This is a genomic window from Bdellovibrio sp. NC01 (assembly GCF_006874625.1).
Classification (GTDB): domain Bacteria; phylum Bdellovibrionota; class Bdellovibrionia; order Bdellovibrionales; family Bdellovibrionaceae; genus Bdellovibrio.
Genome location: NZ_CP030034.1, coordinates 1233789 through 1256360 on the forward strand (window position 1 = coordinate 1233789; position 22572 = coordinate 1256360).

24 protein-coding genes are annotated in these 22572 nt (G+C 45.3%); 14 read left to right on the forward strand and 10 right to left on the reverse strand.

Annotation, left to right across the window (positions count from 1 at the left end; translation table 11 throughout):
• Positions 1–7: 7 nt before the first annotated feature.
• A complete protein-coding gene (locus DOE51_RS05915) occupies positions 8–1954 on the forward strand; it encodes an ABC transporter permease (RefSeq protein ID WP_142695637.1) in 1947 nt (648 codons plus the stop codon).
• A 1-nt stretch (position 1955) separates the two neighbouring features.
• Here DOE51_RS05915 and DOE51_RS05920 read toward each other — a convergent pair whose 3' ends face one another.
• The 3 genes from DOE51_RS05920 to DOE51_RS05930 are packed head-to-tail and all read right to left on the reverse strand — an operon-like array spanning position 1956 to position 3802.
• Positions 1956–2951: a tRNA-dihydrouridine synthase gene (locus tag DOE51_RS05920; protein WP_142695638.1), complete on the reverse strand. Its 996-nt coding sequence runs from the start codon at positions 2949–2951 to the stop codon at positions 1956–1958.
• 3 nt (positions 2952–2954) lie between these two features.
• Positions 2955–3413, reverse strand: a complete 459-nt coding sequence (locus DOE51_RS05925; RefSeq protein ID WP_142695639.1) for an EVE domain-containing protein — start codon at positions 3411–3413, stop codon at positions 2955–2957.
• On the reverse strand, positions 3410–3802 hold the full coding sequence (locus DOE51_RS05930) for a YchJ family protein (RefSeq protein ID WP_142695640.1): 393 nt from the start codon (positions 3800–3802) through the stop codon (positions 3410–3412). The genes DOE51_RS05925 and DOE51_RS05930 overlap by 4 nt, the downstream gene beginning before the upstream one ends.
• Positions 3803–3929: 127 nt before the next feature.
• Here DOE51_RS05930 and DOE51_RS05935 point away from each other — a divergent pair, with 127 nt between their 5' ends.
• The 6 genes from DOE51_RS05935 (at position 3930) to DOE51_RS05960 (ending at position 11374) form a co-directional block, all read left to right on the forward strand.
• Complete coding sequence (locus tag DOE51_RS05935) at positions 3930–4691, forward strand: SDR family NAD(P)-dependent oxidoreductase (protein WP_142695641.1); 762 nt, start codon at positions 3930–3932, stop codon at positions 4689–4691.
• Entirely contained in the window at positions 4691–6073 is a 1383-nt protein-coding gene (gene fumC, locus DOE51_RS05940) for a class II fumarate hydratase (protein ID WP_142695642.1), read from the forward strand. Before DOE51_RS05935 ends, fumC begins: the two co-directional genes overlap by 1 nt.
• Positions 6074–7006 carry a hypothetical protein gene (locus tag DOE51_RS05945; protein ID WP_142695643.1) on the forward strand — a complete coding sequence of 311 codons (933 nt, stop codon included), beginning with the start codon at positions 6074–6076 and terminating at the stop codon, positions 7004–7006.
• A gap of 14 nt (positions 7007–7020) precedes the next feature.
• The gene (locus tag DOE51_RS05950; protein WP_142695644.1) at positions 7021–7461 is read left to right on the forward strand and encodes a hypothetical protein; all 441 of its coding nucleotides are present in this window, start codon (positions 7021–7023) and stop codon (positions 7459–7461) included.
• Between the two features lie 87 nt (positions 7462–7548).
• Positions 7549–9561 (forward strand): ATP-dependent helicase, encoded by a 2013-nt coding sequence (locus DOE51_RS05955; protein ID WP_142695645.1) that lies wholly within the window; start codon positions 7549–7551, stop codon positions 9559–9561.
• A gap of 121 nt (positions 9562–9682) precedes the next feature.
• On the forward strand, positions 9683–11374 hold the full coding sequence (locus DOE51_RS05960) for a hypothetical protein (protein WP_142695646.1): 1692 nt from the start codon (positions 9683–9685) through the stop codon (positions 11372–11374).
• Here the strand turns inward: DOE51_RS05960 and DOE51_RS05965 are convergent.
• Both DOE51_RS05965 and DOE51_RS05970 read right to left on the reverse strand, forming a co-directional pair.
• Positions 11371–11976: an FMN-binding negative transcriptional regulator gene (locus DOE51_RS05965; RefSeq protein WP_142695647.1), complete on the reverse strand. Its 606-nt coding sequence runs from the start codon at positions 11974–11976 to the stop codon at positions 11371–11373. The genes DOE51_RS05960 and DOE51_RS05965 overlap by 4 nt on opposite strands.
• A complete protein-coding gene (locus DOE51_RS05970; protein WP_142695648.1) occupies positions 11954–12589 on the reverse strand; it encodes a GNAT family N-acetyltransferase in 636 nt (211 codons plus the stop codon). Before DOE51_RS05970 ends, DOE51_RS05965 begins: the two co-directional genes overlap by 23 nt.
• 65 nt (positions 12590–12654) lie before the next feature.
• Here DOE51_RS05970 and DOE51_RS05975 point away from each other — a divergent pair, with 65 nt between their 5' ends.
• Positions 12655–14079: a PLP-dependent aminotransferase family protein gene (locus DOE51_RS05975; protein WP_142695649.1), complete on the forward strand. Its 1425-nt coding sequence runs from the start codon at positions 12655–12657 to the stop codon at positions 14077–14079.
• Here DOE51_RS05975 and DOE51_RS05980 read toward each other — a convergent pair.
• Positions 14057–14926 (reverse strand): hypothetical protein, encoded by an 870-nt coding sequence (locus tag DOE51_RS05980; protein WP_142695650.1) that lies wholly within the window; start codon positions 14924–14926, stop codon positions 14057–14059. The two genes, DOE51_RS05975 and DOE51_RS05980, sit on opposite strands and share 23 nt — an antisense overlap.
• Positions 14923–15606 carry an RluA family pseudouridine synthase gene (locus tag DOE51_RS05985; RefSeq protein ID WP_168196395.1) on the reverse strand — a complete coding sequence of 228 codons (684 nt, stop codon included), beginning with the start codon at positions 15604–15606 and terminating at the stop codon, positions 14923–14925. Before DOE51_RS05985 ends, DOE51_RS05980 begins: the two co-directional genes overlap by 4 nt.
• A gap of 82 nt (positions 15607–15688) precedes the next feature.
• Between DOE51_RS05985 and DOE51_RS05990 the strand changes: the two genes are divergently transcribed.
• The 4 genes from DOE51_RS05990 (at position 15689) to DOE51_RS06005 (ending at position 17932) form a co-directional block, all read left to right on the forward strand.
• Positions 15689–15937: a hypothetical protein gene (locus tag DOE51_RS05990; RefSeq protein ID WP_142695652.1), complete on the forward strand. Its 249-nt coding sequence runs from the start codon at positions 15689–15691 to the stop codon at positions 15935–15937.
• A 97-nt stretch (positions 15938–16034) separates the two neighbouring features.
• Positions 16035–16964 (forward strand): ParA family protein, encoded by a 930-nt coding sequence (locus tag DOE51_RS05995; protein WP_142695653.1) that lies wholly within the window; start codon positions 16035–16037, stop codon positions 16962–16964.
• Between the two features lie 28 nt (positions 16965–16992).
• On the forward strand, positions 16993–17610 hold the full coding sequence (locus DOE51_RS06000; protein WP_142695654.1) for a hypothetical protein: 618 nt from the start codon (positions 16993–16995) through the stop codon (positions 17608–17610).
• Between the two features lie 4 nt (positions 17611–17614).
• Positions 17615–17932 carry a BolA family transcriptional regulator gene (locus DOE51_RS06005; protein WP_142695655.1) on the forward strand — a complete coding sequence of 106 codons (318 nt, stop codon included), beginning with the start codon at positions 17615–17617 and terminating at the stop codon, positions 17930–17932.
• Positions 17933–17970: 38 nt separating this feature from the next.
• Here the strand turns inward: DOE51_RS06005 and DOE51_RS06010 are convergent, their stop codons facing one another.
• Positions 17971–18216 (reverse strand): hypothetical protein, encoded by a 246-nt coding sequence (locus DOE51_RS06010; protein ID WP_142695656.1) that lies wholly within the window; start codon positions 18214–18216, stop codon positions 17971–17973.
• Positions 18217–18376: 160 nt separating this feature from the next.
• Between DOE51_RS06010 and ettA the strand changes: the two genes are divergently transcribed.
• Positions 18377–20047, forward strand: a complete 1671-nt coding sequence (gene ettA, locus DOE51_RS06015; protein ID WP_142695657.1) for an energy-dependent translational throttle protein EttA — start codon at positions 18377–18379, stop codon at positions 20045–20047.
• 37 nt (positions 20048–20084) lie between these two features.
• On the opposite strand, the gene DOE51_RS06020 is transcribed toward ettA, so the two are convergent.
• Positions 20085–21356, reverse strand: coding sequence for a sensor histidine kinase KdpD (locus tag DOE51_RS06020; RefSeq protein ID WP_246845418.1), 1272 nt, complete (start codon positions 21354–21356; stop codon positions 20085–20087).
• A gap of 115 nt (positions 21357–21471) precedes the next feature.
• Entirely contained in the window at positions 21472–21876 is a 405-nt protein-coding gene (locus DOE51_RS06025) for a DnaJ domain-containing protein (protein WP_142695658.1), read from the reverse strand.
• Between the two features lie 245 nt (positions 21877–22121).
• On the opposite strand from DOE51_RS06025, the gene DOE51_RS06030 reads away from it, so the two are divergent.
• Entirely contained in the window at positions 22122–22526 is a 405-nt protein-coding gene (locus DOE51_RS06030; RefSeq protein WP_142695659.1) for an SWIB/MDM2 domain-containing protein, read from the forward strand.
• The last annotated feature ends 46 nt before the right edge of the window (positions 22527–22572 follow it).

The following is a 22572-nucleotide window of genomic DNA, read 5'->3' on the forward strand; positions in this document are numbered from 1 at the left end:
GCTTATTATGATTGAAATTCGCAACGTCCGAAAATCTTATCAAATGGGTGATACTCGCGTGGATGCTCTACGTGGAGTCAGCCTGACGATCGACGATGGCGACTTCGTTGCAATCATGGGACCTTCGGGATCGGGCAAATCGACATTGATGCACATCTTAGGTTTATTGGACGTGCCGACAGAAGGTTCTTACAAACTTCATGGTCGCGAAGTTTCTAAATTATCTGAAGATGAGTTGGCAATTCTTCGTCGTGACGAAATCGGTTTTATCTTCCAGCAATTTAATCTCTTACCCCGTATGCCAGCGTGGCAGAACGTATCGTTGCCGCTATTATATTCGCAAAAGAATTTTAATTTAGAAAAAGCACAAGTTCTTTTGGATAAAGTGGGCTTGGGCACTCGCACGGATCATAAACCGAACGAATTGTCAGGTGGTCAGCAACAACGTGTCGCTATTGCGCGCTCATTGATAAATAATCCTAAAATCATTTTCGCCGACGAGCCCACAGGGAACTTGGATTCAAAAAGCGAAAAAGAAATCATGCAGATTTTAAAAGATCTGAATGCGCAAGGGATCACGATTGTCGTTGTCACCCACGAAGAAGAAATCGGCGAACAAGCGAAACGTTTGATCCGCATGCGTGATGGCGAAGTACAATCAGACGAGCGTAAAGAGCCTTTGCCAGGCTTGGCGAAGCATGAATCAACACAGTCGTTATTTTCAAAATTTCATTTTGGTGAATTGATTGAACATTTCCATCAAGGCTACAAAACTTTAGCAGCAAATAAAATTCGCAGTGCTCTTTCAATGTTGGGTATCTTGATCGGTGTGGGGGCAGTGGTTGCGATGCTTGCGCTCGGCAATGGTGCGCAGAAAGCGATTGAAAATCAATTGGCCTCGCTGGGTTCAAACTTATTGATTCTGCGGGCAGGGAATGTTCGCGTCGGTGGGGTCGCACAAGAATCAGGCGTGCGGGTGCGCATCACGACGGATGACGTCGCTTCGCTAAAGACCCAAATTCCCGAAATCAGAGAAGTCGCACCAAATGTCCAAGGTCGTGGTCAGGTCACGTATTTGAATAAGAACTGGAATACGACGATCATGGGTGTCTCACCATCGTTTGCAAAAATCCGTAGTTCTGAACCGATCTCGGGGCGCTTCTTTTCAGATTCGGAAAATCAAAAACGCGCTTTGGTTGCCGTCATCGGTTTGACAGTAGCGCATGAAGTTTTTGGCGAAAAAAATCCGGTCGGTGAATATATCAAAATCAATCGTATCAATTTTTTGGTCATCGGTGTTCTGCCAGAAAAAGGGGCTCAAGGTCCACAAGACCAAGATGATCGTGTAGTGATACCAGTGCAGACGGGGATGTATCGCCTCTTCGGGAAAGACTATGTCGACTCTGTTGATATCGAAGTTTTGAAGCCTGAGTATTTAACCGCGGTACAAGATTCAATCAAAGAGGTTCTGAATAAACGTCATCGCGTGCCGGTGTCACAACAAGAAGATGCGTTTCAGATCTTCAATATGGCGGATCTGCAAGCGGCATTAAGCGAAAGCAGTAAGACGATGTCGTTGTTACTTTCATCTATTGCAGCAATTTCGTTGTTGGTCGGTGGTATCGGTATCATGAACATCATGTTGGTGTCTGTAACAGAAAGAACTCGCGAAATCGGTTTACGTAAAGCTATCGGCGCACGCAAATTCGATATCTTGATGCAGTTCCTAACTGAATCAGTGGTGGTGAGTGTCATCGGTGGCCTACTTGGAATTTTCCTAGCGTGGGCAGCAACGGTTGCCCTGTCGAATGCCCTTGGGTGGCCAATGCAGATTTCGCTTAATTCCGTTTTGCTGTCGTTCTTCTTCTCAGCATTTATCGGAATTGTGTTTGGGATTTATCCAGCGAAAAAAGCCTCTGATTTGCATCCTATCGAAGCGTTAAGATACGAATAGCTTAAGCTAATACCAATTCCGGATTTTCTGCTGGGGCGACTCGTGCGAGCAAGGCCGCTTTGAATTCGGCTGGTTTTTTTAAGATTTTGATTTCATCAAAAACGGCTTTGGCTTCTTGGTTTTTAAGCGACAAAGCTTTTAGCCACTGTTTGGTGCGCGATACTGCGAAGTAGTCGTTGATAAACAAAGTGGAAGCGTCGAAGAACTGTGGTAGCAACGGTTTGGCGCGCTCCCAATTCATGGTTTCAACGGTTTCGTTATTCAAGCTTTGTTTGATTTGATTAAAGATAAAAGGATTTGAAAGAACCCCACGGCCGATCATAAATTCATCGCAGGCTGTGACTTCACGGCAGCGATTGAAATCTTGCACGTTCCAAATTTCGCCGTTGGCGATAATTTTAATTTTCGAACGTTCTTTGATTTGTGGAATCCATTCCCAATACGCAGGTGGTTTGTAACCATCGGTTTTTGTGCGGCAGTGGATTGTTAACCACGTGGCATTCGCTTCTTCAACGGCTTTTGCAATTTCAAAACATTTCGATGGATCGTCAAAACCCAAACGAATTTTTGCGGTCACTGGAACGTGTGCGGGAACGGCTTTACGAACGGTATCGACGATCGTAAAAACGCGGTCACACGATTTCAAAAGACTTGCGCCACCATCATGGCGGTTGACCGTTTTAGCAGGGCAGCCGAAATTAAGATCAACGCCCAAGGCGCCAAGTTTGACTGCACGTTGCGCATTCAAAGCTAGGGGCTCTGCATGACCACCAAGAAGTTGCACAAACACCGGAGTCCCCCAGCGCGTGCGCGATCCGGTTTTTAATTCAGGACAGTTTTTATAGAACACACTTTCAGGATGTAAACGATCTGTAACGCGCAAGAATTCCGTCACGCATTGGTCAATTCCACCAATACGTGTCAGCGTGTCGCGCATTACCCAATCCACGACACCTTCCATCGGCGCTAAAAACAGTTTTACATCCGAAGCTGACATGAACTACAAGCCGCCCATTTTTTTAACGATATCAAAGTGCTTTTTATCAACAGGTTGAATCGAAAGACGCGAGCCCTTCGCTAACACCAACATGTCTTGCAACTTTTCGTTGTCGCGAAGTTCTTGCAGACTTACTAACTCAGGAAATTTTTTGTCGAATTTCACTTCAACACAATACCAGATTGGTTTTTCTTTCGTCGCTTTCGGGTCGAAATATTCAGATTTTTTATCGAACTGAAGTTTATCTGGCTCTGCCTTTTTTGAAACGACAGCAAGACCGGCAACACCAGGTGGTTCGGCGTTAGAGTGATAGAATAAAACATGATCGCCAACTTCCATATCTTTCATCATGAAGTTGCGCGCTTGGTAGTTGCGCACGCCTTCCCACCATGTCGTTGAATCTTTTTTCAACTGATCGATAGAGAAAACGTCAGGCTCTGATTTCATCAACCAATATTTCATGCTTTGGCCTCTTTTACTTTTCCAGATTTAAAGAACCATTCGCCATTTTGTTTGCGGAAGGTGCTTACTTCGTGATGGATGTATTCTTCGTCATCAACAGAATAGAAAGCTTTGAACTCAACAGTTCCTTTCGTGCCTTTTTCTTCTGCCTTCAGAATTTCAAGTTTTAAAAACTTCGCGCGGTCAGCCCACTCTTGATTCGCTTCTTCGTCGATGTTTTGCAAAGTTTGAGGATCAGTCGTGTCCTTCAAGTACTGCATTTGATTTTTCGCAAACGCACTGTAACGAGAACGCATCAACGCTTCGGCTGTTTCCGCTTTAGCTGCACCCGCATGAAGAGGCGCGCAGCATTCCTTATAATCTTTTTGAGAACCGCATGGACATTTCATGCCTCGTATATACCACAGCCAATGTAGGACGCCTTAGTTATTGCAATGCGTAACGTCATCTAAAAACACCGTGCGAGAATGCTTCCCAAACCCCTCTGACAGGCTCACCATATTCATTGAGGTGTATATGGCAAAATGGGCATTAATCACAGGCGCCAGCTCAGGCATCGGTTGGGCAACGGCAGAGGCCTTGGCAGAGTACGGTTTTTCACTTTTCATCACGGGCAGACGCTTTGAACGCCTGCAAAATCTAGAAAACCATCTGCGCACGAAGTTTCCTCGTATTGAAACGAAAATCGCAACTTTTGATATCTCTGACAAAGACGAAGTAAAACAATTTCTAAAAGCTCACTATGCAGATTTGGCGCACGTCGAAGTCCTGGTGAACAACGCGGGCCTGGCTCGCGGAATTGAAAAAATGCAAGACGCAAATGTCGACGACTGGGACGTGATGATTGATACAAATATCAAAGGTCTTTTGCACGTAAGCCGTGGCGTTCTTGAGCATATGAGTAAAAAGAAATCAGGCCACGTCGTCAACATCGGCTCGGTCGCCGGTCGTTGGACTTATCCAGGTGGTGGAGTTTACTGTGCGACTAAATTTGCCGTGCGTGCACTTTCTGAAGGCATGCGCATGGATCTGTTAGGTACGAATGTGCGAGTCACAAACATTGAGCCCGGCATGGTGAATACGGAGTTTTCGCTTGTCCGATTGGGCGATCAAAGCAAGGCCGACAAAGTTTATGAAGGCATGACTCCATTGGAAGCCAAAGATATCGCAGAGACTGTCGCGTGGTGCGTGTCGCGACCTGCGCATGTTAACATACAAGAACTCGTGATTTACCCAACTGACCAAGCCCATGTTGGAATAGTTAACAGGAGGACGTAATGAGTTTCCGAATCGAAAAAGACACAATGGGAGAGGTGCAAGTTCCCGCGGATAAATTCTGGGGTGCACAAACTCAACGTTCCAAAGAAAATTTCCGTATCGGGACTGATCATTTTCCTCGCGAGATGATTCGTGCTTTGGGCATTTTAAAAAAATGTGCGGCGCAAACAAATCACCAACTTGGTTTATTAGATGCAAAAAAAACCGACGTGATCGTGAAGGCTGCCGATGAAGTGATCGCGGGAAAACTCGATGAACATTTTCCTTTAGTGGTGTGGCAAACAGGGTCGGGTACTCAGACCAACATGAATGCCAATGAAGTCATCGCCAATCGCGCGATGGATATGATGGGCATTAAACTGCCAAGCAAAGAAATTCATCCGAACGATGACGTCAATAAAGGCCAATCTTCGAATGATACATTCCCGACGGCGATGCACATCGCGGTCGCAGAACAAATTCATCATCGCCTGATTCCGATGATGCAGAAGTTGCAGAAAGCACTCGAAGAAAAACAAAAAGAGTTTAATGATATTGTAAAAATCGGGCGCACGCATTTGATGGATGCGACGCCGCTTACGTTGGGTCAAGAATTTTCGGGCTACGCCACGCAAATGAAACATGGCATTCAACGAGTGAAAAACACTCTGCCACATTTGCAAGAACTGGCATTGGGCGGAACGGCCGTCGGTACGGGTTTAAATACGCATCCGAAATTTGCTGTTGAAGCGGCAAAGGCGATCGCGAATGAAACTAAAATTCCATTTACGTCGGCGGAAAATAAATTTGAAGCCTTGGCGACTCATGACGCCTTGGTGGAGGTCAGTGGTTCATTGAATTCAGCGGCCGTGTCGCTGATGAAAATCGCGAATGACATTCGCCTTCTGGGGTCAGGGCCACGTTGTGGGATCGGCGAGTTGCACTTGCCAGAAAATGAACCGGGAAGTTCCATCATGCCTGGAAAAGTAAATCCCACTCAAAGCGAAGCTATGACGATGGTCTGTGCGCAAGTGATGGGTAATCACGTTGCGGTGACAGTGGGTGGTGCGACAGGTCACTTTGAACTGAACGTCTTCAAACCAGTTATTGTTTTCAATGTGCTAAATTCCGTGCGTTTGCTTGCTGACGCCTGTGAATCGTTTACGGATCACTGCGTGAGTGGCATTGAGGCGAATAAAAAGCAAATTCAGAAACATCTTGAGCACTCTTTGATGTTGGTGACGGCTTTGAATCCGCACATTGGCTACGATAATGCCGCAAAAATCGCCAAAACTGCCCACAAAAATGGCACAACACTGCGCGAAGAAGCTATTAATCTTGGACTCCTTTCTGGCGAAGAATTTGATAAGATAGTCAGACCAGAGACAATGATAGGACGTTAGATGATTGATTTGCTGAAGAAAGCCGCTTGGCTCGAGAGCGAAGACATTAGACCTTATGTTTTCGTTCGCCATGAAAATGAAATTTCTCAACCGGGCTCAGCACATCGTCTGAATTGGTTTCCTCATCAACCGATTTTTAAGGATCCACTGGATATCACAGAAATCGCTTTTGCCGATCGTATTTACTCGATCGAAGAGCGTGCCTTCGGGCCTTCCAATATGGCGATGCCGCGTTGGGTGTTTTACGACTGTGCAGTGATGCCGGGCTTTGTGGCGGGTTTTGCAGCTCGTCCGCGTGCACTTTCTAAAATGGTGCGCGAAGTCTTAGATCCTAAAAAGCACCCAGCGACGAATTCTCCCATCAAAACTTCTGCGATTCTTAAACACATTGAGTCTTTGGATGAGATGGATTGGGTGCCTTTGTCGCTCTTTATCATCATTCCTACAATGCACAAGGGCGAATGGGTTGCGCACAACCTGTGCTCTGTGAACTCGCTTTTACCGAAGGAAGAGCAGTTTTACGGGCTTGGCTTCCTCTCAAAAGCCTTTGGTCTGTGGTATGCCAATGTGGAGCAGTGTTCTGGGATGACTCAATGGGGCAGTCCAGCATTGAAACTCCACTCGCATTATGGGCATTTAGAGGTGATTGGGGCTTACGCTCCGGTGCATTCTCATGCTAAAACTATTACTTATCGTGTACAGGTAAATACTCATTGCTGGGAAAAGTTCTTCAATAAAGAGCCTGACCTTGCCTTCTTGGAAGCCTACGGTCCCACGGGATCATTTATTGATCCAAAGAGTGAAGACAGTATGGTCGACTTGCAAAGACGAATTGAGATGGAGCAAGGACCTTTCTTCTTAAGTGCAGGTGAAATTGCGCAAAAGAAGCTCGATGAAAAATTAATGATTTATAGATTGAAACAACAATACTAGATAGGAAGAAAAAAATGACGATGAATACTCTGCCACCCGTCGCAAAATCTTTTTTTGCATTTTGTAAGAAGTGTGATGCTGATAGATACCACGTGGTACTAGCGCACACGACAGCGACGTCAGCAAAGATCAAATGTGAAATCTGTGGTTCACAAAAAACGTATTCTCTTCCTAAAGCACAAACTCGCACTGGCAAGCCATTGACGGGTGCTGCAGCGAAAAAACGTGAACAAACATTGAACTCACGCAAATCAAGCCACCGCAACGAATACGACATGTTGATGTCGAATGAAGGTGCTGCGACGGCTGCTTACAACATGAAGTCTAAGTTCGAAAAGAACACAAAACTTCAACATCCAAAATTCGGTTTGGGTTTCATCAAAGACGCAATGACAGACAAAATCGAAGTTGTGTTTGAAGATGAAGTAAGAACTTTGATTCACAACCGCGTATAGTTTGCGTCTGATAGTTCTTTGTAAAACGGTTGCAGGCTGAGGGGCTCGCAACCGTTTTTGATTTTTAGTTTTTGAGGGGAATGGTTTGTGGATTGGCTTAAAGGTTTAAATCCTGAACAGCAGAAAGCCGTTAAGCATAATTTCGGTCCATTGTTGATCTTGGCGGGGGCCGGATCTGGCAAGACAACCGTTCTTGTTTCACGCACGGGACGTATGATTTCAGAAAGGGTCGCCAAGGCTCCAGAGATCTGCGTTTTGACGTTCACAAATAAAGCAGCTCGCGAATTAAAACACCGGGTCGGGCAGAAACTGGGTGGCGCGGGCGAAGGCTTGTGGGCGGGAACGTTCCACTCTTTCGGTCTTCAGATTCTTCGTCGTTTTCACAAACATGCAGGTCTTTCACCGTACTTCGGGATCGTCGATCAAACGGATTGTAATGCCGTTTTGAAAGAACTCATCAAAGACATCAAAATTACTTCTAAAGATAAATTCGACATCGATAAAATTTTAACGATGATCAACGACAAGCGCACTGGTGTTGCGCCTGTACACGAAGGCCAAGATGAATACCACGAAGTTGTGGAAGTGCTTGCGCCAAAGTTCGCCAAACGTTTGGAACACCTGGGTGTCGTCGACTTCGAAGGTCTTTTGATTAAGCCTTTGCAGTTGTTTAAAGAACATCCTGAAATCTTAGAAAAAGTTCAGAATCAATTCTCTCAAGTCATGGTCGATGAGTTCCAGGATACCAACCGTATCCAAATGGATCTTATCCAACAAATCGTACGCACCCATAAAAACATCACTGTGGTTGGTGATGACGATCAGTCGATTTATGGCTGGCGTGGAGCGGAAGTAAAAAATATTTTGAACTTCCCCCACGAGAATAAGAACTGCGAAGTGATTAAGCTTGAACGCAACTATCGTTCTTCAGGTGAAATCTTGGCGGTGGCAAATGCTGCGATCTCGAAAAACAAAAATCGTCACGGTAAAGTTTTGAAAGCGGAAGCCGCACAAACGACCGGTGATCTTCCGGAAGTCTTCATTCTTGAACGTGAAGAAGACGAATGTGAATTTGTTGTCAGCGAGATTCTGCATTGGCAGCGCGAAGGTTTTAAATTGAAAGACTTTGCCGTCCTTTATCGTTCGAACACACAAGGCGGCTTAATCGAGGGTTCGCTTCGTCGTGCCGGTATCGCCTATAATATTTCGGGCGGTACTTCGATCTTCGATCGTAAAGAGATCAAAGATATCATGGCGTACTTGAAGCAGTCGTTTGCCCCGAATGAAGTGTCTCTGCGTCGGATCATCAATGTCCCTTCGCGTGGCATCGGGGATACGACAATCGAAAAGCTGACAGAGTTTTCGCAAAAACGTCGTGTCAGTTTCCTAGATGCTTGTCGCTTGTGGAAAGACGCTGAAATTCCCGATAAGACGGGCGAAGCCATCGAAGATCTTTTAGGTTTTATCGAATGGTTGCCAAAACATCTTTTAGATTTCCCAGTGGGTTCTTCACCTGGAGCCAAGCTTGTCGAGATGTTCGATCAGCTTGGTTATAAAGAATACGTCTATGCAAGTGCCGCGGACCCAGCAGGGGCTGAGAAAAAATGGATGGTCGTCGAAATCCTAGGTCGTATCCTTGATGCCTACTTAGGACGTCGTGCTTACGAAGTTGAATACATCAAATCGTTCGTCGATTCGATGATGCTTCGTGATGATTTGAATGATGAAGAAGAAGATAAAAACAAAGTCCAACTGATGACGTTACATGCATCGAAAGGTTTGGAATTCCCGATCGTAATTCTTGCTGGCATCGAAGAAGATCTTCTGCCACATAAAAACTTAGGATCGGATATTGATGAAGAACGTCGTTTGTTCTACGTTGGTGTGACTCGTGCGAAAAAGCGCTTGATCATGTCACGCTGTCAGCAGCGTAAAAAGAATGGCGTGGTCAGACCGTCTGTGCCGTCACGTTTCTTGCTTGAAATTCCAACAGAGCTTTATAAAGAATATCCACTCGGCGCTCGGCCGGTCAGTGGCCAGGCTCGCGAGGATTTGGTTTCAAGTTTCCTCTCAAAATTAGATAGCAAAATTAATAAATAGATCCATTTGAGACACTCTTCTGCAATGTCATGAAGAGTGCGCTCACTCTGTGGGAAGAAGATCCTGGATATGTTTAAATGGTAGAGTGTTTACCCCGATAAAATAGCAGGGGGATGCTGCCATGAACTTCCGGATCGTACTTGTTCTGTTAATGGTTTTGCCATTGCAAGCTCATGCATTAGAAGGAACCTATAAAGTCGGCGACAAACTGCTTGGTGTCGATGATCGAGAACGCATTCGCATGAATGAGGAAGCGAATAAGTCGGGTCTTTATAAAGATAAGCTTCCGACGACTCCTGCTGAACAAACGCCAGCGGGCAATCAGGGTTCTGGAGCGCAATCAGCGCCGCAAAATACTTCAAATCAACAAGTTGATAATTCCGGTGGTGGAACTACTCCGCAGCAGCAAGCGGCGCCCGAATATTATAATAACGCTGATGGTGTTACCAAAACGCACATCGAATCGGGTGAAATCGTTTTGCGCGATGACGGCGGTGGCCCTCGCACTTCAAGTAATCCGCAACCTCCACAACAAGATGCCTCGGCCGCGCCACAACAACGCGAACCTTCTGCTCAGCAGATGGAAGGGCAGAATACCGAAGCCGCGACACCTGAAGTTGCTGCGGAAGCTCCTGCTGCCAGTGACAAAACAAATGTGGATGTGAAGCAAGCGGATGGCGAAGTTAAAAAAGAAGCGGCGGCTCGTGATGGCTCGGCTCACAATCAGATTATGCAAGCGACGACAAGTTTGATGGGGCTTCCGGCAAGAGCAGCCAGCGTGGGTTTGCATTTTCCGGGTGAAGCAAAATTAAAGTCCGTACAGGCCGCGTATAAAAAAGCTTATGAAAGCTGCGGTGTGGATAAGCCACGTGCGACGTTCTTTTGTATGGAAGAAACAAATCCAAATATTCAAAGCACTTTGCAAACTGTGAATATGATTATGGCGGGTGCATCAGCCATCGCAGTGAAAGATGCTTGCAGTAATATGGCCAAAGCACTGCAAGTGGCACAAACCGGTCTGACAGCCTACACGACCGCTTGTACAATTTTAAAAGTGAAGTGCGAATCGTCCTGCGGATCAAGCTTGAAAGCCTTGCAGGGAATTCAAGAAGCCGTGAGTGGTGCCGCCACATGTGAATTTGTTACGACTGTGGATCAGCAATTAAGCTGTCAAGCTTATCAAAAAGAGTACGTGGGCTTAGTTAAACAAACGATGATGGGTCTGAAGAAAGAAATGGGCATTGAGTCGCAAGGTTCAACAGCCCAATATAATAAAACTTGCGCCGTTGACTATATGAAATCTTTGGCGTCGGCAGGTCTTGGTATCATGCAAATCGTAAACTCCGCGAAGCAAGCCAATCAGTGTGAGGATAAATCAAGTGGGACATCGACGGCTGGCAGTTCCTCAGCGGCAGGTTCTGCGACAGCGGCCACGACAACAAGTGCGGCGACGTCAACTCAAGCGACGGGTACTGCGGAAGATTTAGCGGCTGCACGTGGTATTTCAACAACGCCGACATCATCTTTGCAAACGATTGAAGCCGTGCAAGCCACAGATCCAAAAATGACAAAAGGCCCGCAAGTCACGGCACCTTCAGAGCCTGTAAAAACAAAAGAACAGCTGGAGGCCGAAAATCCATACCGAGCTTATTTGCCCGGTGGTTCAAAAGCGATGAAGACTGCACGTGATCCCGCTGCGGAAGAATTCGCATTATGGCGCAAAGAGGTCACTCCTGCGAATGGCAAAACCAATTTTACGAAGATGCAGGAAAATTTCACCAGTCAGCGTAAGACTTTGTTTGATGCTGATTAGGTCTTCGTCTTATCCATCCACAAAAGCATTTCTAAGTCAGAGCTTAATATCTGCTTCTTAAGCTCAGCTCTGACTTTTTCTTGATCTTGCTTTTTTCTGTTCTGGCTTAATTTAAATTTTCCTTCGATCGTTTCAATGTGGATCTTAATGCCGGTAATATGTTTCACCAGTTGTTCACGAAACTTAAGCGGCAGATCATAGTTCCATTGAGTGTGATTGCGCTTTTCAAACGCAGTCACCGAAGCAGATAAGATATCTTCGATACCGCTAAAGTCTTTTACAAGTTCGATGTTACCGCGCACTTCGATGGCGGCATAATTCCATGTCGGCACTTCCATCTTGGATTCGTACCATTCGGGCGAGATATAACGATCGGGGCCTTTAAAAGATACCAACACCGATTTGTCGTGAAGGCCTTGAGTCTGCGGGTTCATATTGGCGATGTGACCGATAAGATCGCCATTGTCCGTCATCACGAAGGGCAGGTGACTGATTTGCGGCTCGTTGTTTTCAACCGTGATCATCATTCCTAAAGGATAGTGAGCAATAAACTCGCTCAGTAAACCGGTGTCGTCGACGTTAAAGGCTGAGGGTCTGTACATCGTACTTCCTTAAATAACCGTGCAGAGTTTTTTTGACGTTTTCCCACTCAGTATCGATGATCGAATAGCAGTGATAATCGCGTTTCCGTCCATCAGGTAAAAGCATGTAATTGCGCATTTCGCCTTCGAACTTTGCCCCCAGGCGTTTTACTGCGCGTTGCGAATTAAAATTCAAACAGTCGACTTTGAAACTCACTCGCAAGCAGCCCAGTTGTTCGAACGCATGTTGCAACATCAGAAGTTTGCTTTCGGTATTGATGTGCGTTTTATGAAACTCAATCCCGATACGCGTACGTCCAATATCTAAATTGCGATTCTTGCGGTTTAGATGCAGATAATTGCTATAACCGACAGCTTCGCCTGTGCGTTTGTCGATGATGGCAAAGCCGTTTTCAAGTTGCAGTTCTCGGGATTTTAAACAATGCCTAATTTCTTTTTCGACATCAGCGGGATGTACGCAGCCGCCGTAATCGTCCACAAAGTGCTGGGGAAACAACACATGCCGTGACAGGCTTTCTAAGTGTTGCAGACCAATGGGTTCAAGGCGAGTCGCCAGGCCTTCTAAAGTGACTGGGGCGGACCAAGGATCGGTGAAGACTTGATTGTTTTCCATGTTCTTGTTTTAGCGAATTACTGGTATAGTAAGAATAACCAGAAAATAATTAAGGACTATACCAGATGGCCAGCGCGACAAAGTACCAACGAATCTATGATCGTTTTTTAAACGAAATCAAAGAGGGCGTTTTAAAATCGGGCGAACGCATTCCCTCGACACGTGACCTTGCTAAAACGCATCGTTGTCACCGCTTAACCGTCATGAACGCGCTTCAGTCATTGGTTGCCGAAGGGTGGTTGGAAGCGCGGGAAAAGTCACACTATTTTGTTTCAGAAAAAACACCGATTACAAATTCACTGAAACAGGCAAAGTTGACGGCGAAGGTGCCAAAATTCCGTCTGAGTAAACCGGGCTTTTCACTGCGCGAAGAAAAAGCCAAACATCGCATTGAGTTTTGGGGCGGCCAACCCGATCTGCGTTTGTTTCCAATGAACGAGTTTCGTTTAATATGTGCAGACTCTTTAAAGCGGGTGAAACCTGAGCTTTTGAATTATGGTTCGTTTGAAGGGCTTGAGGTCTTTCGTGCACAAGTTGCGGATTACTTCCGTCGCAGTCGTTCACTGACAGACAAAAGTTATTTGATTACGAATGGCTCGCAAGAAGGAATTTATTTGATTGCACAGGCGTTGCTAAATCCGGGGGACGCGATTGCGGTTGAAGCAAAAGGCTATGCTCCGGTGTGGGGCTTATTTGAAAATCTCGGATTGCAGATTGTTCCGATTTCAGTCGATGAAGAGGGACTGAATACCGAGGAGTTAGAAAAAGCGATTTCTGCGAAGAAGATCAAAATGGTCTATGTGACGCCACTTCATCAATACCCAACGACCGTGACTTTAAGCCCGCGTCGTCGTCAGCATTTGTTGCAGCTAGCAGAAAAACATCAAATGCCCATTCTTGAAGACGATTACGATCATGAATGTCATTACCTTAGTCCTCCTCCGGCACCACTTGCGACGCAAAGTTCGTACGCGATTTATATCGCAAGCTTTTCAAAAATCTTATTTCCGGGTTCACGCTTGGGTGTGATCGCATGTCATGAAAGTTTGCTGAAGCCTTTGGCTGAACAAAAATATCTAGTATCGCGACAGACTGATGCCATTGCGCAATTAGCATTGGCAGCCTGGATGAAAGAGGGCGGCTTTGAAAAACACGTGCGTCGAATGACTCGCGCCTATGAAAAAAGATTCTTTCTGATGCAAGAGCACTTGAAGCAAATAAAGGCAGAACACGACATCTCGTGGTATCAGCCCAACGGCGGCTTATGTTATTGGGTGAATCTGCATACGAACTCGCGCCTTGTTGCCGAGGATGCCAGTCAGAAGGGCTATTTCTTTCAGAATGAAAAATCGAGTGATTTTAATAAAAAGGACGGCACTCATCTGCGTATTGGTTTTGCCTGTGTGAACGATGACGAAATTGCTGAAGGAATGCAGGCCCTAGGGCAGATTTTAAAGAAACGTAAAACTAAAACTTCCAACTTAAAATAAGAGGACTTAAAAAATACTGACCCCAGCGGTCCTTTTCAAGGTAAGGGGAAACATATTTAAAGTTTCCCTGCCAGAAGCCCCATTTCAAAGCCAGCGACCATTCTTGGCGATAGGGGCGTTCATCTTTGTATAACTGACTGTAGGTTTGAAAAACCAAACGGTTTTCAGCAGCAAAAGAAAAATTATCACTGAATGGCCAAACGAAAGAAGTTTGAATAGTGTAGTCCTCCATGACAATACTTCGATCGTAGTACACCGTCGATAGCAGAAAATCGTTCCACAGATAACCAAGCCCCACAGAACCCGCACCGTATGTGCCTTCTTTTCTTTCGCCAAAACGATCCCAATCATCAGGGGAAGCGACCATTTCGTGAATGGTGCGATAGATGTCGTCAGCGTGATAATTACCAAAGAAATCGCCTTCAAATGATAATTCAAACTTCATCCGCCCTATGAGGCGACTGTAAGAAATTTGTAAAGCAAGCCACTCGGCCAACACACCTTCGGGCTGTGGTAAATCTTCTTGATCAAAACGAGTTTTAATAATGGGTGTCAGCAGGCGTGAACCCAGAATGACGGCAAAAGCTTCGGGTGTTGGATCAGACGGATGAGCTTTTGTTTGTAGATTGCGATAGTAAGCAAGATTTGAAGAAAAGGTCAGAAGCTTGTCGGTCTGACCAATCCAATCGTTATTGTGAATTTCAAAAAGAAAACTGGGATCGGCTAAATATAAAGTTCCGGCATCACCAATCGCTGTACTGGGAGTATTGGGTAAGCCCCAGTCGGCAGCAGTTAGGAATAAAGCAAGTATCAATAAACCAAGGACCTGCTTTACTCTTTTCATCATTCGCTGCTATTTCCTGACTGCAGAAGTTTTCTAAAATCTTCCGGCAAAGGGGATTCGAATGTTTTTTCTTCGCCGGAAATTTTGATCTTCAATTTGGCTGCGTGAAGAAACATACGATCCGTGTCATAGATCTTTGCCATACGAGAATTGTACTTAGGGTCCCCATAACGAGCATCCCCGATAATACTGTGTTTTGCCATAGCACTGTGTTTGCGGATTTGATGCTGTCTTCCCGTCAGAAGTTTGACTTCAATCAAAGAAAAATATTTGGTGGCTTCAGTAACTTTATAATTCGTGCGGGCTTCGACGCGGTCCTTGGAAAGACCTTGCGGATTCTTGCGCCCTTCCGCTTTATCTGAAATTGGTAGAGTCCACGATTGATAATTTTCGTTTACGGGCATTGCTCCACGCAAAATAGCAAAATACGTTTTCTCGCAGGTATGAGCTTGAAACTGCTCGGCCAATTCACGGGATAACGTTGCATTCAGGGCAATCAGCAGTAACCCGCTGGTTTCTTTATCCAATCGGTGAACCGGGTGGATGTCTTGAAAAGTTCCCGTCTTCAATTGTTTGCGCAGAATCTGCGTCACGTCTTGAGGGTCGTTATGAACGCTGACACCTGCAGGCTTATCAATAACAATCCAGCCGGGTCCTTCTGCAATAATCGGTAAAGTCATCATGTTCTGATTCTTAGCAAGAAGATGGCTTTTTGTGAATGAAAAGACCGACAGCACGTCAAAATAGAGTGGTGGAGGGCTTGTTATGAACGAAAACATCCAAGAGTTCCTAAATTTTCTCGAACACGAAGATGACACCGACTATGGCGATTTCAAACGCGAAGTCGATCTGCATCTTTTAAGGCTCTCGGAAAGTTTAAGACCCCTCAGTAGCGAGCAGTTGTGGCGTCTACGCAAATTGCGTGAAGAACTATTGTGGATGTACCACGATGACGTTGAAGACATGCGCAGCCACCTTAAAGAGGAAATTCCTCGTCTAGAACCGGGACTCTAGCGGGGAGTCCCCTCTAGCGACGCACCCTTTCCAAACACAATCTCATCCTTCGCATTTGCGCGAAATAAGGCTAGGCTTTCTGCATAAGGAGGTCTTTGTGTCATCACTTGCGCAACAAGAGTTCTGCATCACCCTGAGTGATCTTGCTTCCTTTCTGGAAATCACTCCCTCTGAAGCAAAGAAAAAAGCCGAAGAAATTTTAGCGAAAAAACTAAAATCGCCATGGCTTTTGCCAGAGGAAGTTCGCCAAGTCATGTTGGCTTCGGGTTACAAATACCCTCACAAAGTCATCTCGATCCAAATGTTGAAGGGCGGAGTTGCCAAGACGACCTCGGTTTTGAATATGGGCCTTCGCGCAGCCATGTACGGAGCGCGTGTGTTGTTCATTGACCTCGATCAACAGGCGAACTTGAGTTTTTCATTGGGCGTTGAAGACGAAAGCCTACCAGTTTGGGTTGATATCGTCGAAAAAAAGAAAAACATCGAAGAGTGCGTGCAATTTATCGAGCCGCATGTCGATTTGATTCCATCAAGTTTGAATAACTCAGTCTTAGATCGCGTTTTGATGAACTCAAATCGCAATTGGGCGCAGGCGGTAAAATCGCCTCTAGAGAAGATTAAACACCGCTACGATCTGATTTTGATCGATACGGCTCCGTCTTTAAGTGCCACGAATACGGCGGTCACGGTCGCCTCTGATGAGATCATTTTGCCTGTGAATCCTGACAAATTTGCCTTCTTAGGACTCGAAAAGAACCTGGGGGAATTGGAAGATATTAAATTAGATTTCGACCTGAACTTTACAAAGAAGATTTTGTTCACAAAGTTTGATGGGCGAGAAAACACCAGTCATGAACTTTTACAGAAGTGCATTGATTCTTTTGAGGGTGACCTGATGAAGGGTTATATTCGAACATCCTCAGAGGTTAAAAACTCTGTACGCTCGGGAAAAAGCCTTTTTGCAGGTAAATCCCCAGTAAAAGCGGATTATGACTTTGTGACTCGTGAAGTACTTGGATTTACTTAAGACGTTTATGTCTAAAGGAAGGTGAGATATGCCAGATATTAGAAATTACGAAGGTAAAAAGAAGAGTAAAGAAAATCACCACGGTAAGCATCACAATAAGCATGCGAAACGTCGCCTTCATCAAGAGGCGGATCACGGTGAAGAAATCACTGATGACACTGAAATCAACGAACAGACAGCGGATATTATGGCAGAATCAGGCAAAAACAATAATGCAATGAACGAAGAAAACGACGCGATCAACACGGAAGCGCAAAATGAAGGTGTTCACGCTTCTTCTGGAAATCACCAAGGCAGCACCAACGCTGAGTCGACTTTCCAAGCGCAAAAAGAAATGATCAATGAAGGCGCTCCTGCTGATGGACAAGGTGACAAAGTTCACTTGCACTTCTACGGCAGTGAAGTGATCCGCGAAAAAGCTCCTAAAGTGATGGAAATCGCTGACACAGTAGCTGACGAGTGGGTGAAAGACGGTCAATTCGAAGGTCTTCCACTGGGTAATCCTTTGGCGCAAATGGCAGCGGCTAAAGTTTTGCGCAAAGCTAAAGACGTCGAAAAGAAATTGGAAGAAAAAGGCGTTTTCGCAATGGCGAAGATGGGTCTTGAGTACGCGAAGTCAGAAATCGAAAAAAGAAAAAAGCACTAGATAAATGACAGCTCGCGAACTACGTATTCGAGAAATTATTGAAGGCTCTCTGCATCCGACTCTTCTTGAGATCGAAAACGAGAGCCACATGCACTCTGGGCCCGGCAGCGAGACTCATTTTAAAGTCTTAGTCGTGGCTCCGGCCTTCGAGGGGAAATCCCGCATTGATCGTCAGCGCATGGTCAATGATCTATTAAAAAACGAAATGCAAACAGGCCTGCACGCCTTAACGCAAAGAGCATTAACGCCTCAAGAATTTGAAAATCAAAAAGATGCTTTGAATTTTATTTCGCCAGAATGTCGCGGTGGTAGCAAAAGGTAGGGTTGGTCTACACTTCGACTTCGTCGAAGTAGCACTGACTATTCTTCGAACGCGGCAAGTTTAGATTTTAGCTCGCCCAAGAGTTTTTTCACTTCATGAAGCTGCTCTTCTTCAGGGGAAACCTTCGTCGCCATTTGCTCCGTCAGCACTTCCCAAGTGTCTAAGGCTTGTTTCAAATCAGAGTTAAGGTTCCCGAATAAGGACTTGCGAGAGCCTTCTTTCGGGCTCTCTTTGGCGCTAGGGGCCAATGATTCGGGTTGTTTCTCTAAGATGTCATCACTCATTATGCTTAAAAACTATCCAGTTTTAACTATCGAAGCCGCTTCGTGCGTCTCTTCTACTTCTTGTGGAAGGGCGATAGTGTCTTCAAATGAACTCCATTTGACAAGTACTTTCAGCCTGATAAATTGCTGATTTTATACTTGAACCTAGGAGAGCGACATCATGTCTCAAGAGATTATCTACACAATGAAAGGTGTAAGTAAAGTATATCCTCCACAACGTTACGTTTTGAAGGACATTTATCTTTCTTACTTTTACGGCGCAAAGATCGGCGTTCTTGGTTTGAACGGTTCTGGTAAATCCACTTTGCTTAGAATTATGGCAGGCGTAGATAAAGATTTTATCGGCGAAGCTTTCCCTTCGAAAACAATGAAGGTGGGTTACTTCGAGCAAGAACCACAATTGGATAACAACCTGACTGTGAAAGAAAATATCTTCGCAGGTATGGGCGAACTTCCAAAAGTGATGGCCGAATACAACGCGATCAACGATAAATTCGCAGATCCAGATTTGGATCCAGATGAGATGAATAAACTCATCGAAAAACAAGGTGCACTTCAAGAAAAGCTAGATGCGTTGGGCGCGTGGGATGTCGATCAAAAGATCGAAATCGTGATGGATGCTCTTCGTTGTCCAGATGGCGACATGGCTGTCACAAATCTATCGGGTGGTGAAAAACGCCGTGTGGCTTTGGCGCGCTTGATTATGTCTGAACCAGATATCTTGTTATTGGACGAGCCTACGAATCACTTGGACGCAGAATCAGTGGCGTGGCTTGAGCAATATCTTTCTAAGTTCCCAGGCACAGTGATCGCCGTAACCCATGACCGTTATTTCCTAGATAACGTTGCGGGTTGGATTTTGGAATTGGATCGCGGTGAAGGTATTCCTTGGAAAGGGAACTATACTTCATGGTTGGAACAAAAAGATAAACGTACAGCGGCTGAACAAAAAGATCAGGCTCGCAAAGCGAAAACTCTTGAAAGAGAGTTGGATTGGATTCGTCAAGGCGCGAAAGCTCGTCAGGCGAAATCAAAAGCCCGTATCTCTAACTACGAAAATCTATTGAAAGAAGCATCTCCAGAGAAAATCCAAGAGATGTCTATCTATATCCCACCGGGACCTCGTTTGGGTGATATCGTTGTGGAAGCAAAAGGCATCACAAAAGCCTACGACCACAAAGTGTTGCTTGATGATGTGAGCTTCACAATTCCAAAAGGTGCGATCGTGGGTGTTATCGGACCGAACGGTGTCGGTAAATCAACGTTGTTCCGTATGATTACTGGTAAAGAGTCGCCAGATAAAGGAACTTTCAAAGTTGGTGAAACTGTGAAGATTGCTTACGTGGATCAAACGCGTGAGACATTGGATCCGAATAAATCTATTTTCGAAGAGCTTTCTGGTGGCGCTGATGTGATCCAGTTAGGTACTCGCGAAATCAACTCTCGTCAGTACGTTTCATGGTTTAACTTCTCGGGTTCTGACCAACAAAAGAAAGTCGGTCAATTGTCGGGTGGTGAGCGTAACCGTGTGAACATGGCGAAAATCTTGAAGCAAGGTGCAAATCTTCTTCTTCTGGATGAGCCAACGAATGATTTGGACGTCAACACAATGCGTGCGCTTGAAGAAGCGTTGCTTGAGTTCGGTGGATCTGCTGTGGTGATCTCGCATGATCGCTGGTTCTTGGACCGCGTCTGCACACACATCATGGCCTTCGAGGGTGAATCAAAAATTGAATTCTTCCCTGGAAACTTCTCTGAATACGAAGAAGACCGCAAAAAACGCCTTGGCGAAAATGCAGGTCCGAAACGTATTAGATTTAAAATGATCTAAAAGAAAAAGGAGTCGCAAGACTCCTTTTTTATTTTCATTATTGAGCAAGGGGAATACGGAGAGTGACTTTGGTGCCTCGTGGATTATTCCCCCGAGCTTCCTCTTTAGAAGTGATATCAATGCTTCCGCCCATCATGGTCAAATATTCTTTCACCAACGGCATTCCATAGCCGGTGCCTTTTTCCCCATGAGTGCCCGCACGAGTTGTGATGGCATCAAGGCTGAAGATCTTTTCTAACAAAGGTTCAGGCATGCCGACGCCATAGTCTTGGATTTCGATCACGGCTAAGGATTCAGCCGGGTAGGCGCGCAGATCAATGCGATCCCCGGGGTGCGAGAATTTCACAGCGTTATTTAAGAGATTTGCTAAAACGACGTTGCTTAGAATCGTTTTTTCGCCATTCACGAGCATTTTATCGCGGGTCAGATCCAGCGCGATCTTAATACCTTTTTGCGTTGCAACGGCTTCAGTCTTTTCTAAAACCTCATGCAGAACAATCGCAACCGACACCGGTTTCAGTGGCATCGCAGCTTTACCGTCCTTCACTGACTTCAAATGGCGAACCTGGGTCAATAGACTATTAATGTCGTTCACGGCGCGTTCCATCTTGTCCAGTTCAAGCGTCATAGGGGTCGCTTGCTCCTGGTCTTCACGGGCCTTCACTAAATTATAGGTCATCGATGATAGCGTATTTGCGACGTCATGCAGAAGAACGCGTAAGAGGTTTTCGACGTCCATATTCTGCTCTTGCATGCGTTTAACGTATTTTTGCTCACCTCTTATATAGAGGTGAGTTGTCACTGCTGCAAAAAGTAAGAATGTACAGACGTTAAAACTCTTTTCGAAATTGTAGTTCCCGTATTGCGCCACGACGTTGACGCCGCCACCTTGCTGTCTAAGGAGCCAGAACCATATCATCGTGGCAAGCACGATAACGTAGCCTGTGATGGCGCCACGCACTTTCAATAAGACGCCCATAACTAACGGGACGGCTGCAAGCCAGAAAATTCCTGGTGCCTCTACTCCGCCTGACAAATAAAGAAAATATATAAGGACGCCTGTCGCAAGACTGCTGCAAGTCATCGCAGCATAGGTATAGCTTTTAAAACCATACAGACAGAGTGGTGGGATTAAAGCCGTCGCGAACCACAGCGATAGCAAGCCTGGATTGTAAGTAGAGACGTGGTATTCGAAGTTGAACTTGATGAGGTAGACGCTAGAAATAGCCAAGCAGATGAAATAGATCATCTTTAAATAACGGAGGCGTTTCTGTTGAGCTTCCTCAGCTGTGATTCTGAATTCGAACATCTTAGTTGTGATTCTAGTCCTCTTCCGGGTTTATATCGGCATAAGCAGGACTCGACGGAAGAGGATTATCTTATATGTAATGTTGGGAGTGTCTCGAGATGAAACGGTCTTCTTATTATTTAGTGAAGATCGCTTTCAAACTTTCGTAGTGAGCTTTCAGCTCGATGAACTGCTGGGTATTGCCACCACGGTCAGGGTGGAGGATCAAAGCAGCCTGGCGGAACGCTTTTTTCAATTCGCTTTCGCTATAACCCTCTGAAAGATCATGGATCCAAGTCTTTAGAAACTCGAAAGACTGACGTTGTGCCGTCGAGAAAGAGTGCGGTTTTCTTTGAGGACGAACTTTCGGCGCTGCATATTGTCCACGGGGTTTTTGAAATTCGAAGCGACCGATATGGCCCATAAGATAGGCTAGGTTTGCAGGGTCGGCGCTCATCTCAGAGGAGAAATTCACTTGGGAACCAGTCCCTTCGTTCATCTTTTCCTTCAGAATTTGTTTGAAGCTCGTCTGAAAACTCATGCTTTTCTCTTCGGAAGAAGCGTGATTTGCACGAGTCTAGAGCTGTTTCAAGAGGGAAAATCGCTACAAAAGAGCAATTTTCAGAGGGGAAATGGCCGTTTTCCCTCTAGGAAAGCGCTTTTCCCGAGGGAAAAACAAAAAAAATGCATAAGGCTTGCATTTTTTTTTGGACAAACGCCTGGACTTAGATACACACTAAGCTCATTCGAGAGTAACAAGACAATAATCCTAACGGAGGAATTACAATGGCAAAAGCCGCTAAGAAAGCTACTACTAAGAAAGCTGCAGCTAAAAAAGCTGCTCCAAAAAAAGCTGCAACTAAAAAAGCTGCTGCTCCTAAAAAAGCCGCTGCTAAAAAAGCTGCTCCAAAAGCAAAAGCTCCAAAAGCTAAATCTGCTCGTAAACCAAACGCAGCATTCATGAAAGCTTTGACTCCATCTGCAGCTTTGGCAGCAGTTGTTGGCGCTTCTCCACTTCCACGCACTGAAGTTGTTAAAAAACTTTGGGCTTACATCAAGAAGAACAATCTTCAAGATTCTAAAAACAAAAGAAACATCAATGCTGATGCGAAACTTAAAGAAGTTTTCGGTGGCAAAACTACAGTTTCTATGTTCGACATGACTAAATTGGTTTCTAAACACCTTAAGTAATTAGGGTCTTAGATTAACTAAGTCATAAAAGAAACCCAGGGATAAA